This window comes from Streptomyces marokkonensis (assembly GCF_008312835.1).
GTDB classification, from domain to species: domain Bacteria; phylum Actinomycetota; class Actinomycetes; order Streptomycetales; family Streptomycetaceae; genus Streptomyces; species Streptomyces marokkonensis_A.
The window spans coordinates 97,188-109,834 of the sequence record NZ_VSKS01000012.1 but is presented as its reverse complement, the minus strand read 5'-3'; the positions used below and the strand labels follow the sequence as shown (position 1 = coordinate 109,834).

13 protein-coding genes are annotated in these 12,647 nt (G+C 72.8%); 9 read left to right on the top strand and 4 right to left on the bottom strand.

Annotated elements, in window-relative coordinates; translation table 11 throughout:
* Positions 1-120 precede the first annotated feature (120 nt).
* Complete coding sequence (chpH, locus tag F1615_RS21525) at positions 121-354, top strand: chaplin ChpH (RefSeq protein WP_149550664.1); 234 nt, start codon at positions 121-123, stop codon at positions 352-354.
* Between the two features lie 167 nt (positions 355-521).
* A complete protein-coding gene (locus tag F1615_RS21520; protein ID WP_149550663.1) occupies positions 522-1,235 on the top strand; it encodes a chaplin in 714 nt (237 codons plus the stop codon).
* A gap of 72 nt (positions 1,236-1,307) precedes the next feature.
* Here the strand turns inward: F1615_RS21520 and F1615_RS21515 are convergent, their stop codons facing one another.
* Entirely contained in the window at positions 1,308-1,496 is a 189-nt protein-coding gene (locus tag F1615_RS21515) for a DUF5703 family protein (RefSeq protein WP_030225438.1), read from the bottom strand.
* Positions 1,497-1,543: 47 nt separating this feature from the next.
* Between F1615_RS21515 and F1615_RS21510 the strand changes: the two genes are divergently transcribed.
* Complete coding sequence (locus F1615_RS21510; protein ID WP_149550662.1) at positions 1,544-2,218, top strand: hypothetical protein; 675 nt, start codon at positions 1,544-1,546, stop codon at positions 2,216-2,218.
* A 51-nt stretch (positions 2,219-2,269) separates the two neighbouring features.
* Here the strand turns inward: F1615_RS21510 and F1615_RS21505 are convergent, their stop codons facing one another.
* Both F1615_RS21505 and F1615_RS21500 read right to left on the bottom strand, forming a co-directional pair.
* A complete protein-coding gene (locus F1615_RS21505) occupies positions 2,270-4,315 on the bottom strand; it encodes a helix-hairpin-helix domain-containing protein (RefSeq protein WP_425385654.1) in 2,046 nt (681 codons plus the stop codon).
* Positions 4,300-5,286 (bottom strand): aldo/keto reductase, encoded by a 987-nt coding sequence (locus F1615_RS21500; RefSeq protein ID WP_149550660.1) that lies wholly within the window; start codon positions 5,284-5,286, stop codon positions 4,300-4,302. The genes F1615_RS21505 and F1615_RS21500 overlap by 16 nt, the downstream gene beginning before the upstream one ends.
* A gap of 534 nt (positions 5,287-5,820) precedes the next feature.
* Between F1615_RS21500 and F1615_RS21495 the strand changes: the two genes are divergently transcribed.
* Both F1615_RS21495 and F1615_RS21490 read left to right on the top strand, forming a co-directional pair.
* Complete coding sequence (locus tag F1615_RS21495) at positions 5,821-6,876, top strand: LLM class F420-dependent oxidoreductase (RefSeq protein ID WP_149550659.1); 1,056 nt, start codon at positions 5,821-5,823, stop codon at positions 6,874-6,876.
* A gap of 260 nt (positions 6,877-7,136) precedes the next feature.
* Positions 7,137-7,925, top strand: a complete 789-nt coding sequence (locus F1615_RS21490; protein ID WP_149550658.1) for a ferritin-like domain-containing protein — start codon at positions 7,137-7,139, stop codon at positions 7,923-7,925.
* Positions 7,926-7,988: 63 nt separating this feature from the next.
* On the opposite strand, the gene corA is transcribed toward F1615_RS21490, so the two are convergent.
* Positions 7,989-8,984: a magnesium/cobalt transporter CorA gene (gene corA, locus F1615_RS21485; RefSeq protein WP_149550657.1), complete on the bottom strand. Its 996-nt coding sequence runs from the start codon at positions 8,982-8,984 to the stop codon at positions 7,989-7,991.
* A 62-nt stretch (positions 8,985-9,046) separates the two neighbouring features.
* Here corA and F1615_RS21480 point away from each other — a divergent pair, with 62 nt between their 5' ends.
* From F1615_RS21480 to mshC, 4 genes are all read left to right on the top strand, one after another.
* Positions 9,047-9,733, top strand: coding sequence for a histidine phosphatase family protein (locus F1615_RS21480; protein ID WP_149550656.1), 687 nt, complete (start codon positions 9,047-9,049; stop codon positions 9,731-9,733).
* Between the two features lie 110 nt (positions 9,734-9,843).
* Positions 9,844-10,434, top strand: a complete 591-nt coding sequence (locus F1615_RS21475; protein ID WP_149550655.1) for a DUF3090 domain-containing protein — start codon at positions 9,844-9,846, stop codon at positions 10,432-10,434.
* A complete protein-coding gene (locus F1615_RS21470) occupies positions 10,398-11,231 on the top strand; it encodes an SCO1664 family protein (RefSeq protein WP_149550654.1) in 834 nt (277 codons plus the stop codon). Before F1615_RS21475 ends, F1615_RS21470 begins: the two co-directional genes overlap by 37 nt.
* Before the next feature lie 128 nt (positions 11,232-11,359).
* Positions 11,360-12,589 (top strand): cysteine--1-D-myo-inosityl 2-amino-2-deoxy-alpha-D-glucopyranoside ligase, encoded by a 1,230-nt coding sequence (gene mshC, locus F1615_RS21465; protein WP_149550653.1) that lies wholly within the window; start codon positions 11,360-11,362, stop codon positions 12,587-12,589.
* The last annotated feature ends 58 nt before the right edge of the window (positions 12,590-12,647 follow it).

The following is a 12,647-nucleotide window of genomic DNA, read 5'->3' as shown; positions in this document are numbered from 1 at the left end:
GGCGTGCGGAGTTGACTGGGAAGGGTGAATGCGACCATAAGCTCGTAGCCTCATTACTTCCTCCTCGTTACCCGTGATGTGATCCGCGACTTTGGATCGCTTTGCCAACAAGGAGGAACAATGCTCAAGAAGGTCGTCGCTGTCGCGGCTGCCACTGGTGGTCTGGTTCTCGCGGGTGCGGGCATGGCCGCTGCCGACTCGGGTGCCCAGGGTGCCGCCGTGCACTCCCCGGGTGTCGTCTCCGGCAACGTCATCCAGGCTCCGATCCACATCCCCGTGAACGTCTGCGGCAACACGGTCTCCGTGATCGGTCTGCTGAACCCCACCTTCGGCAACACCTGCGTCAACGCGTGACGTCGTGCCTCGCCCTCTAGGGCATGCCCGCTGAGGGCTCGAGCCCGTCGGCCCCGGAGCGCGCGCCATGCGTTCCGGGGCCGACCGGTCTTCCGGAAACGTCGAAGCACCGGGAACCCGGCGGAACGCCCCTTCCCGGAACCAGGTCGAAGGCAGGGAATTCAGCAATGCGACAGGTCACCCGCAAGGGCCTGATGACCATGGCGGCCGCCACGGGTGTGTTCGCCGCCGTGGGCGGGGCCGCCCACGCCGACTCCGGCGCGGCGGGCGCCGCGACCGGCTCGCCCGGCGTGCTCTCCGGCAACACGGTCCAGGCGCCCGTGCACGTCCCGGTCAACGTCTGCGGTAACACGGTCAATGTCGTCGGTCTCCTCAACCCGTCCGCGGGCAACGCCTGCGTCAACGAGGGCGGCGCCTCGTCCCCGGAGGGGCACGGCGACACCGGCGGCTCGCACGCCGACGGCCACACGAGCGACTCGCCGGGCGTGGGCTCCGGCAACCGGATCCAGGCGCCGGTCCACGTCCCGGTGAACGTCTGCGGCAACAGCGTCGACGTCATCGGCGCCGGCAACGCCGCCGAGGGCAACGCCTGCGTGAACGGCGGCCCCGGCCACGAGGAGCCGGGCCAGCCCGGCGAGCCGGGCGAGCCCGGCAGCCCCGAGCGGCCGGAAACCCCCGGCGACGAGCCGAGCACCCCGGCCACCCCGGGCGACACCCCGCGCGGCAACCAGCCGGACACGCACACTGTCACCCCGCCCCAGGCCGACGCGCAGCTGGCACAGACCGGCAGCGAGGTGCCGATGGGCCTCGTCCTGCCGGTCGGCGCGGGCGCCCTGCTCGCCGGCGCTGTCCTGTACCGCAAGGCCCGCGGCGCCGCGTGACACCGGGCACACGGAGTGGGCCCCGCGACCGCGGGGCCCACTCCGTGTGTGATTCCGGTCGGGTGCCCGAACTCACCAGGTGGCGCGCACCTGGCGGATGATCCGCCGCCGCAGCCGCACCCTGCGGCTGCCGTCACGCATCAGCGTCAGGCGGTACAGCTCCCAGTGACCGTACTCTGCGTGGTCCGTCAGCAGACGTGCCGTCTCCTTGCGGGAGACCCCGCGCGGCACGTACACGTCGGCAAATTCGTATTCCGGCATCGCATCTATTGTGCGGGCCGGGCCCCGGTACGGATAGCGTCTGCACTATGTCTGATGCTGCGCAGCCCACCGCTGCCGAGGTACGCGCCGCCGCCGAGGCGGTGAAGACCGCGCTCGACCGCCACCTGGCCGCGGTCGAACGCCGGTCGGGGGAGGACGACCCGGCCGTCTACGAGGCGTTCAACCAGCTGGCCGCGGCCGCGGAGACGTACGACGAACTGCTCTACGACCGCTACGACGAGGTCACGCCCTTCGAGATCCCCAGTGCCGAGGACACACTGCCGTACACCGGCCCCGAGGAACCCAACGCGGTCAGCGTGCTGATCCGCCGCGACTACGCCGTCGCGGAACCGCAGCGGCTGCTGGCCCACGCCCAGCGCATCGAGGCGGCGGACGACGAGGGACCGGAGGCCTCGGGAACCGTCCACGGCGCGCTCGGCCTCCTGTTCGGCGAGTTCGAGCCCGACGAGATCGCTTCCCGGCACAAGGAGTTCGGCCTGGAGGAGGGCGACTCCACGCTGTGGGTGACGGCATCGGACGAACCCGCGGACCCCGGCGAGTGGCTGGAGGCCCCGTTCGAGCAGGTGGACCCGCAACACGTGGTCTGCCGCTTCGACGTCAGCGCCGTCTTCGACGACGACACCGACGACGACATCGAGGACGACGCCGTCCCGAGCCTGGACGAGGACGAGGACCTGGAGCCACTCGACGCGGACCGCTGACCGGGCCCCGTCCCGCGCACGACGGCGGCGGCACCCCGGTGCCGCCGCACGTCAGCCGTCCGCGCCGGCCGGGACCTGCGGCGCCAGCAGCGCCGGCAGCCGGGTCGTACGCGGCTTGGCGGCCACCTCGGCCACGGCGCGCGGCAGCGCCTGCTCCACCCCGTGCACCACGGACAGATGCCGTCCGGCCCGGCCGAAGGCCGTGTACACCCAGGGCCGGCTCAGTGCCTGGGCGGCGTCACCGGGCAGCACCACGATCACCGCGGGCCACCGGCAGCCCACCGCCTGGTGCGCGGTCAGCGCCCACCCGTGCCGCACGGACTGCTCCACCCGCTCCGGCGGTACGACGATCTCCTCGCCCCCGCACGCCAGGTGCAGCCCCTCGCCGTCGGCCCGCACCACACGGCCCGGCAGCATACGTCCCGGAGCGGGGGAGTAGGCGACCCGGTCACCCGGGTCGAACCCGCCGAAGCGCCCCGGCCCCGGATTGAGCCGCTCCTTCAGCGCCGCGTTCAGCACCCGCGTACCGGCGGCGCCGCCGTGCCCGGGGGTGATCACCTGGGTCTCCTCCACCGGCACCCCGATCGCGCGCGGCACCGAGTCCGCCACCAGCTGCACGGTCCGGTGCACGGCCTCTCCCGCGTCCCGCACCGGCACGATCACGACCTCCTTGCCGGGCGCCGCTACCTGGTTCAGCTCGCCGACGCCGATCCCGGAGACCAGCTCACCCAGCGGCCCGGGGTCCGGCCGCCGGGAGGCGATCTGCGGACAGACCCGGGCCGCCAGCAGGTCCGCGAACACCCGCCCGGGCCCCACCGACCACAGCACCCCGGGATCACCGGCCAGCACCAGCCGCGCCCCGTCCGGCAGCGACTCCGTCACCAGCGCGGCGGCCTCGACGTCCAGCTGCGGAGCGTCCAGCACGACCAGCAGATCGACATCCAGCGCGCCATCGGCGTCACGCCCGGGCCCCTCGGTACCGGACAGCAGCCCGGCGACGGTGGCGACACCGGGACCCTCGACCAGCGACGCGAACCGCGCACGCCCGACCGGACCGTGCGTGGCGGCCCAGACGCGCAGTCCCAGACCGTGCGCGGCGTTCAGCAGCGCCGCCGGCTCGGCCACCGAGGCCTCCCCGCCGGTGTGCAGCACCAGTCCGTGCCCGGCGACCGCGCGGATCAGCTCACCGGCGGAACCCTCCGCCGAGGCGGCCGCGCGCTCCCACTCCTCACCGGCACCGTCCGGCTCGGGCACGGAGTTGACCAGCCGGGCCAGTCCGTCCGCAAGGCTCTCCTCGGCCATCGCGAAGCGCTCCAGCCCCACCTGCACCCGAACGGGCTGCTCCTCGTCCTCCCCGGCCTCTTCGAGGGCGTCCTGGAAGACGAGTACGTCCCCCTCCGAGATGGCGTTCTGCACGGCCTCCTCGGGATCCGGCACCCCCTGCCGTCCCAGAGCGTCGGTCAGCGCGGCCATCTCGAGAACGGTGTGTCCGGCCGGCGCCGCCTGCTCGAGCAGCCACACGGTGACCGCGCGCCCCCGCCGCTCGTCACCCGGCCCGGCCTCGGCACCGAGCAGCGCCCGGGCGAACCCGTCGGCCTGCTCGGGCCGCACCCCGGCGATCCGCAGCAACTGCCAGGGATCGGCGCGCAGCACCTCCGCTGCCCCCTCGCCCAGTACGCCGGCGGCCTGCACGGCGAGCCCCTCCGGAGCGCCCCCCTGGACCAGCACCTCCCGCACGTCCTCGACGGCACCGGCGGCCGGAACACCCGGCGCGACGGCCGGCGCCCGCCGCACGGGCTCGGGAGCGGCCCGCCGCGGCGCGGGCCGGGCCTCCTCGAACACGGGGGCGGCCGGCTTCTCGCCGCTCTCCACGGCCCGCACGGCGGCCAGCAGATCGGCGGCCGTGCCGCTCAGCTTGCCACCGGCCTCGATCGGCCCCTGCCGCTCCGCCTTCCGCTGCTCGATGCGCTCCCGCTCCAGGCGCTGCGCGGCCAGTTCGGCCTCCGCCTCGGACACCTGCGCGCCCTCGGCGGGCGTGCCGTCCGCGCGCTCCGGCTCGGCGTCCTCCGGCGTCTCGGTGCTCACAGCGTGCTCCAGTCGTGATCGGGATAGCGGTGCAGGGGCGCCGACACATCGTCCAGCGCCCGGCAGATCTCGTCAGGAAGACTAAGGGCCTCCACTGACAACGCCGCCGTCAGCTGCTGCGCGTTGCGCGCGCCGACGATGGGAGCGGCCACACCGGGCCGGTCCCGCACCCACGCGAGTGCCACCTGAAGGGCGGTCACGGCGAGCCCGTCCGCCGCCGTCGTCACGGCGTCCACGATCCGGCTCGCCGCGTCGTCGAGGTACGGCGCGACGAACGGCGCGAGGTGCTCCGAGGCACCCCGGGAGTCCGGCGGGGTGGAGTCGCCCCGGTACTTGCCGCTCAGCACGCCCCGGCCGAGCGGCGAGGACGGCAGGAGCCCGATGCCCAGATCCAGTGCCGCGGGCAGCACCTCGCGCTCCACTCCGCGCTGCAGCAGCGAGTACTCCATCTGCGTACTCGCCAGCCGGGTCCGCGCCCCCGGCACCGCGAGCTGCCAGGTCGCCGCCTTGGCCAGCTGCCAGCCGCAGAAGTTGGAGACACCGGCATAGCGCACGCGCCCGCTGCCGACGGCGATGTCGAGAGCCTGGAGCGTCTCCTCCAACGGGGTGGCGGGGTCGTAGGCGTGCACGTGCCACACGTCGACGTAGTCGGTGCCGAGCCGGGCCAGCGAGGCGTCCAGCGCCGCGAGCAGATGTCCCCGCGAGCCGTCGAACCGGCGGTCCGGGTCGGGCACGCTGCCGGCCTTCGTCGAGATGACCAGATCCCGCCGGGGCACGAGCCCGTCCATCAGCCGCCCGAGCAGATATTCGGCCTCTCCGTCGCCGTACACGTCGGCGGTGTCGACGAGGGTCCCGCCGGCTTCCCAGAACGTCTTCAGGAGGTCTGCCGCGTCGTGCTCGTCGGTGTCCCGCCCCCAGGTCAGAGTCCCGAGCCCGATCCGGGACACGCGCAGGCCGGTACGGCCGAGATGCCTCTGCTCCATGAACGCCGAGATTACTGGCCGCAGGCGATGGCGTGGGGGCCTGTGGACAACCGATTTCCCGGGGCCCGCCGGGGGTCTCCGTGTGGAAGGGTGCCGCTCGTACCGGGTGTGCGCCGCACCCGCCCGGCGCCTGCGGGGGTACTCCGCGTGGGTGTGGACCGGGTGAGTCTGCGCAGCTCACGGGGTGCCGTCCCGCCCACCCGTGCGGCGGTGACGCGTGCGAACAGCAGCCAGTGGTCGCGTACGGCGCGGAGCGCGAGGTGGGCGTGGGAGAGCCGCCCACGGCGCGAAGGGGTCGGGGCGGGTGTGTTCGCCCGCAGTGGCCGGCGCGTCCGCGCCCTCCGCCCCTTCCAGGCAACGCGGTCGCGCCAGTCCGAGGACGGACACCCCCCGACCCGGCCCCGACCCACTCCCCACCCGTGGGCGCCACGCGCACCCCACCCCCCAGACCGCTGCGCCGCAGGCATTCCCCACCCACCGGAGGTATATGGTCTCCGCACAAGCGACGTTACTCATCGGTAAGGGGAGACGGCCATGCAGCTAGGGATCAACCTCGGCTACTGGGGTGCCGGAATGGACGCGGACAACCTCGCCGTGGCCCAGGAAGCCGACCGCCTGGGATACGCGGTCTGCTGGGCCGCGGAGGCCTACGGCTCCGACGCCGCCACCGTACTCACCTGGGTCGCCGCCCAGACCCGGCGCATCGACGTCGGCTCCGCCATCTTCCAGATCCCCGCCCGCCAGCCCGCGATGACCGCGATGACCGCGGCCACCCTCGACTCCCTCTCCGGCGGCCGCTTCCGCCTCGGCCTCGGCGTGTCCGGCCCCCAGGTGTCCGAGGGCTGGTACGGCGTCAAGTTCGACAAGCCCCTCGCCCGCACCCGCGAGTACGTCGAGATCATCCGCAAGGCCATGACCCGCGAGCGCCTCTCCTACGAGGGCGAGCACTGGACCCTCCCCCTCCCCGACGGTCCCGGCAAGCCCATCAAGCTCACCGTGCACCCGCAGCGCGAGCACATCCCCCTCTACATCGCCGCGATCGGCCCGAAGAACCTCGAACAGACCGGCGAGATCGCCGACGGCGCCCTGCTGATCTTTCCCTCCGCCGACCACCTCGAGGACACCGCCGTCACGCACCTCCGCGCCGGCCGCGAGAAGGCCGGCAAGACCCTCGACGGCTTCGACATCTGCCCCACGCTCCCCCTCGCCGTCGGCGACGACAAGGACGTCACCACCCTCGCCGACACCTTCCGCCCCTACACCGCGCTGTACGTCGGCGGCATGGGCAGCCGCAAGCAGAACTTCTACAACCAACTCGCCCAGCGCATGGGCTACGAGCGCGAGGCCGCCGACATCCAGGACAAGTACCTGTCGGGCGACAAGCAGGCCGCGGCCGCCGCCGTCCCGCACGACCTGATCGACAAGACGACTCTCCTCGGTTCGGTCGACCGCATCGCCGACCGCATGAAGGCCTACGCCGCCGCCGGAGTCACCACCCTCACCCTCGCCCCGGCCGGCTTCACCCTCGACGAGCGCCTCGCATCGCTCCGCGCCGGCACCGAGGCCCTGGAGCGCGCCGGCCTCGCCTGACGGTCATCCGCGCGCCACCCCCACCACGGCCGTGGTGGGGGCTCGGGGGTCCACCCCACCACGGCCGTCACCCACACCAACGTCCCTCCGCCCCCACGGTCACGCCCCGGCCCGTCACGCCCCGGCGCATCCGTGCACGTACTCCTTTTGGCGGAGTTGTCCGACACCCCTGTTGCCGCACCCGGGCTCTCGCACTTGACTCGTTCTTTGCGGAACTGCAGCAGTGCAGCACCGCGAAGCCCGCGGAGAGGTGGCCCACCATGCTTTCGGCACAGAGCCTGTTCCAGGAGATCCTCGACAACGACGAGTCGTTCGCCCTGTTCTGCTCCATCGCCGCGAGCGGCGAGTCCCAGGGCGGGTGGGAGAACGCCCGCATCGCCGCGCTGGTCCCCGAGTCCCAGCGCGACCTCGCGCCCAAGATCACCAGGCACGGCGCCGACGAGGACAAGCACGGCCGCATCTTCAACGCGTTGCTGAAGAAGCGCGGACTGCAGCCCGTCCCGGTCCCCCCGGAGACCGACTACACGATGCTGCTGGAGCAGAACGGCATCGGCCTGGCGCACGACCAGCTCAGACGCGACGAGCCGCTCACGGTGCGGGACATCGTCACCTACCTCGCCCACAGCAGGGTCACCGAACAGCGCGCCTCGGAGCAGATGGAACTGCTCCGCAAGCACTTCGCCGACCACCCGGACCTGGGCCGCGCGGTCAGGATGATCTCGGACGACGAGGACAACCACCTCGCCTACTGCCACGAGGAACTGCTGCGCTTCGCGTACGCCGGACACGGCCGCGCCATCCAGCGCACCCTGCGCGAGTGCGCGCTGGCCGAGATCCGCGTCTACCGGGACGTGAGCCTCGCGGTGATGGCCCACATGGGCCGCATCCTGGGCTGGCCCAAGCCCAAGGCGGCGGTGCTGGCCGCGGGCATCCACGCGGTGTACGCGTACGAACGCCTGGCAGGCTGGCGCCGCATGGTCTCCCTCAGGATGCCCGACCGCCGCAACGCCCTGGGCGGCCCGGCCACCCCGGAGCCCGAACCGGCCTGACAGCGCACCACCGCGTGCACCACCGCGCACCACCGCCCCACCACCCACTGCCGCACCGCCGGCCTACAACCACCCCCGCCGCTTGAACAGCCGGTACAGCAGCACCTCCAGCACCGCCATCACCACGATCACCACCGGATACGACCACTCCCACCGCAACTCCGGCATGTGCTCGAAGTTCATCCCGTAGATCCCCGCGATCATCGTGGGGACCGCGGCCATCGCCGCCCACGCGGAGATCTTCCGCATGTCGTCGTTCTGCCGCACGCTCATCTGCGCCAGGTGCGCCGAGAGGATGTCCGAGACCAGCCGGTCCAGCCCCTCCACGGACTCGTTCACGCGGGTGAGGTGATCGTGCACGTCACGGAAGAAGGGCCGCGCCCCGTCCTCCACGAACGGCACGCCCGCCCCGAACGTGCCCACCCCCGCCAGCCGTGTCATCGGCAGTGCCAGCGGCCCGGTCGCGCGGCGGAACTCCAGGATCTGCCGCTTGAAGTTGTAGATCCGGGACGCGGTGTTCCGCGACCCGCCTCCGTCGGGGGTGAAGACCTCGGCCTCCAGCTCCTCCAGATCGGTCTGCAGCTCGGTCGCCACCTCCAGGTAGTGGTCGACGACGGCGTCGGCGACCGCGTACAGCACCGAGGTCGCCCCCTCGCCCAGCAGGTCGGTCTCCCGCTCCAGCCGGTCGCGCACCGCCGCCAGCGGGGCACCCTCCCCGTGCCGCACGGTCACCGCGAACGAGTCACCGAGGAAGATCATGATCTCGCCGGAGGAGACGGTGTCGCTCCGCGGCTCGTACACCACCGGTTTGAGGACCACGAAGAGCGAGTCGTCGTACACCTCGAGCTTGGGCCGCTGATGGGCCTTGAGCGCGTCCTCCACCGCCAGCGGGTGGAGCGCGAACTCCTGCGCGACCAGGTCGAACTCGTCGGCCGACGGCTCGTGCAGCCCGATCCAGACGAAACCCCGCGCCGACCGCGCCTCGTCCAGCGCGTCGGAGAAGTCACGGGGCCCCTCCGACCGTTTTCCCTCCCGGTAGATGGCACAGTCGACGATCACGGAGCGTTTTCTCCTTCCTCACCACGGACACCGCACACACGGGTGCGCCTACCCTGGGCCGCATGCCCACATTGCTCCTGGTCCGGCACGGACGTTCCACCGCCAACACCGAGGGACTGCTCGCCGGCTGGACGCCCGGCGTCGCCCTCGACGACCGCGGGGCCGCGCAGGCCGCCGCACTGCCGGGGCGGCTCGCCGAGCTGCCGCTGGCCGAGATCGTCACCAGCCCGCTCCAGCGCTGCCAGGAGACGATCAGGCCGCTGCTGGACGCCCGCCCCGGCCTGACCCCGCACACCGACGAGCGGATCGGCGAGTGCCACTACGGCGACTGGTCGGGCCGCAAGCTCGCCGAGCTCAAGGACGAGCCGTTGATGGAGGTGGTGCAGGCGCACCCGTCGGCGGCGGCGTTCCCCGGCGGGGAGTCCATGCGGGCGATGCAGACACGCGCCGCCGAGGCGGTGCGCGAGTGGAACGCGCGCGTGGAGCGCGACCACGGTGCCGACGCCGTGTATCTCATGTGTTCGCACGGCGACATCATCAAGTCTCTCGTCGCGGACGCACTGGGACTTCATCTCGACCTCTTCCAGCGGATTGCCGTTGAACCGTGTTCCATCACCGCGATCCGCTACACACGGTTGCGTCCGTTCCTCGTCCGTCTCGGCGACACCGGCGACTTCGCCTCCCTGGCACCGCGCGAGGAGGCGCCCGCCGACGACGCGACGGTCGGGGGCGACGCGGGCGCACCGTGATCGTCGGCCGCAGTAGGGTGAAGCGACCGCAGCAGTGCGCTCCCGTTTGAACAGCCGCCCGTTCCCATGAACAGCCGCCCGTTCCCACGACTCTCAATGGAGATCAGGACGTGTCCCGTCAGGTGTTCCTCTACGACCAGCCGGAACGTTTCGTGGCCGGCACGGTCGGACTGCCAGGGCGCCGTACGTTCTTCCTCCAGGCCTCCGCCGGCTCCCGGGTGACCAGCGTGGCCCTGGAGAAGACCCAGGTCGCCGCGCTCGCCGAGCGCATGGACGAACTGCTCGACGAGGTCGTACGCCGCAGCGGCGGCAGCGCGGCGGTGCCCGCCGTGGTGCCGACGGAGGTCGCCGACACCGCTCCGCTGGACACCCCCGTCGAGGAGGAGTTCCGCGTCGGCACCATGGCGCTCGCCTGGGACGGCGAGGACGAGCGCATGATCGTCGAGGCGCAGGCGCTCGTCGAGCTGGACGCCGACTCCGAGGAGGACCTCGCCGAGGCCGAGGAGCGGCTGCTCCAGGACGAGGAGAACGGGCCCCCGATGCTCCGCGTCCGGCTCACCGGCGCGCAGGCGCGAGCCTTCGCCAAGCGCGCCCTGGACGTAGTCAACGCGGGGCGGCCGCCGTGTCCGCTGTGCAGCCTCCCGCTCGACCCGGAGGGACACGTATGTCCGCGCCAGAACGGATACCGCCGCGGAGCGTGAGCACCGCCGACCCGGCCGCCGCGGTGCTCCTCGCCCAGGGCGAGCTGACCGTGCGCGGACGCATCCGCGAGGCGTCGAACGCGGCGCTGTACTGCACCGTCACCCACGAGGGACGCGAGGCCGCCTGCGTCTACAAGCCGGTCGCCGGGGAGCGGCCCCTGTGGGACTTCCCCGACGGGACGCTCGCCGGGCGCGAGGTCGCCGCGTACGAGGTCTCGCAGGCGACCGGGTGGGGACTCGTGCCGCCCACCGTGCTGCGGGACGGCCCGTACGGCGAGGGCATGTGCCAGATGTGGGTCGAGACGGCACCGGGCGCGGAACTGCTCGCCCTGGTGGACGCGGAGGAGCCCGGGCAGGGCTGGAAGGCGATCGGTCCGGCGGAGGTCGGTGAGGGCCGCACCGCGCTGCTCGTGCACGCCGACGACGAGCGGCTGCGCCGGCTGGCCGTGTTCGACGCGGTGATCAACAACGCCGACCGCAAGGGCGGTCATCTGCTGCCCACCGCGGACGGGCTGCTGTACGGCATCGACCACGGGGTCGCCTTCAACGCCGAGGACAAGCTGCGCACGCTGCTGTGGGGCTGGGCGGGGGAGCCGTTGACCCAGGAGGCACTGGGGGTCCTGGAGGACCTCAGGAGTGCCCTCACGGCCGCCGGCCCCCTCACCGCCGCCCTGGCCCCGTTGATCACTCCCGCGGAGATCGACGCCACCCGCGCCCGTGTCGACTCCCTGCTCACCACGGGCGTCCACCCGCAACCGGGCACCGAGTGGCCGGCCATTCCCTGGCCCCCGGTCTGACGATCCCGGAGACCGCTCCGCGCGGCGGGACCGGACGCACGCCGCGCGGGGACGCGCAAGAGAGCCTTCCCGGTCATCCGGCCCGCTCCGGTTCGTATCCGGAACTCCGGTCCGGTTAGGCTCATGGCATGCATGCCTGGCCCGCTTCCGAGGTCCCCGCCCTGCCCGGTCAGGGCCGCGACCTGAGGATCCACGACACCGCGACCGGGGGCCCGATCACCCTCGACCCCGGTCCCGTCGCCCGTATCTACGTCTGCGGCATCACGCCCTACGACGCCACGCACATCGGACACGCGGCGACCTACAACGCGTTCGACCTCGTGCAGCGCGTGTGGCTCGACACCAAGCGGCAGGTTCACTACGTCCAGAACGTCACCGACGTCGACGACCCGCTGCTGGAGCGCGCCGACCGGGACGGCCTCGACTGGACGGCGCTCGCCGAGCGCGAGACCGCGCTGTTCCGTGAGGACATGACGGCCCTGCGCATGCTGCCCCCGCGGCACTACATAGGCGCCGTGGAGGCGATACCCGGCATCGTCCCGCTCGTCGAACGGCTGCGCGATCTCGGCGCGACCTACGAGGTCGACGGCGACGTCTACTTCTCCGTCGAGTCGGACCGGCACTTCGGCCAGGTCTCGCACCTCGACGCCGCCGCCATGCGCCTGCTGTCCGCCGAGCGCGGCGGCGACCCGGACCGCCCGGGTAAGAAGAACCCGGTCGACCCGATGCTGTGGATGGCCGCCCGCGAGGGTGAGCCGAGCTGGGACGGCGGCTCGCTCGGCCGGGGCCGTCCCGGCTGGCACATCGAGTGCGTGGCCATCGCCCTCGACCACCTCGGCATGGGCTTCGACGTCCAGGGCGGCGGCTCCGACCTGGTCTTCCCGCACCACGAGATGGGCGCCTCCCACGCCCAGGTGCTCACCGGCGAGTTCCCCATGGCCAAGGCGTACGTCCACGCCGGCATGGTCGCCCTGCACGGCGAGAAGATGTCCAAGTCCAAGGGCAACCTGGTGTTCGTGTCCCGGCTGCGGCGCGACGGCGTGGACCCGGCGGCGATCCGGCTGGCGCTGCTCGCCCACCACTACCGCTCCGACTGGGAGTGGACCGACCGGGTCCTCCAGGACGCCGTGACCCGCCTGGAGCACTGGCGCGCCGCCGTCTCCCGTCCCGACGGCCCGCCCGCCGAGGCGCTGGTCGAGGAGATCCGCGAGGCCCTGGCCAACGACCTGGACGCCCCGGCGGCGCTCACGGCCGTCGACCGCTGGACCGTGCTCCAGGAGCGGAGCGGCGGCACCGACACCGGCGCGCCCGGCATCGTCTCCCGCGCGGTGGACGCGCTGCTCGGCGTGGCGCTGTAGGAGAGCGGCACACGACGGAGGGCGCCCCTTCCCGGGAGGGAGGGGGCGCCCTTCGCGC

What these genes read in the sequence shown, in the direction of transcription:
- chpH (WP_149550664.1), top strand. Translation starts at nt 121, where the DNA reads ATGCTCAAGAAGGTCGTCGCTGTCGCGGCTGCCACTGGTGGTCTGGTT.
- F1615_RS21520 (WP_149550663.1), top strand. Translation starts at nt 522, where the DNA reads ATGCGACAGGTCACCCGCAAGGGCCTGATGACCATGGCGGCCGCCACG.
- F1615_RS21515 (WP_030225438.1), bottom strand. Translation starts at nt 1,496, where the DNA reads ATGCCGGAATACGAATTTGCCGACGTGTACGTGCCGCGCGGGGTCTCC.
- F1615_RS21510 (WP_149550662.1), top strand. Translation starts at nt 1,544, where the DNA reads ATGTCTGATGCTGCGCAGCCCACCGCTGCCGAGGTACGCGCCGCCGCC.
- F1615_RS21500 (WP_149550660.1), bottom strand. Translation starts at nt 5,286, where the DNA reads ATGGAGCAGAGGCATCTCGGCCGTACCGGCCTGCGCGTGTCCCGGATC.
- F1615_RS21495 (WP_149550659.1), top strand. Translation starts at nt 5,821, where the DNA reads ATGCAGCTAGGGATCAACCTCGGCTACTGGGGTGCCGGAATGGACGCG.
- F1615_RS21490 (WP_149550658.1), top strand. Translation starts at nt 7,137, where the DNA reads ATGCTTTCGGCACAGAGCCTGTTCCAGGAGATCCTCGACAACGACGAG.
- F1615_RS21480 (WP_149550656.1), top strand. Translation starts at nt 9,047, where the DNA reads ATGCCCACATTGCTCCTGGTCCGGCACGGACGTTCCACCGCCAACACC.
- F1615_RS21470 (WP_149550654.1), top strand. Translation starts at nt 10,398, where the DNA reads ATGTCCGCGCCAGAACGGATACCGCCGCGGAGCGTGAGCACCGCCGAC.
- mshC (WP_149550653.1), top strand. Translation starts at nt 11,360, where the DNA reads ATGCATGCCTGGCCCGCTTCCGAGGTCCCCGCCCTGCCCGGTCAGGGC.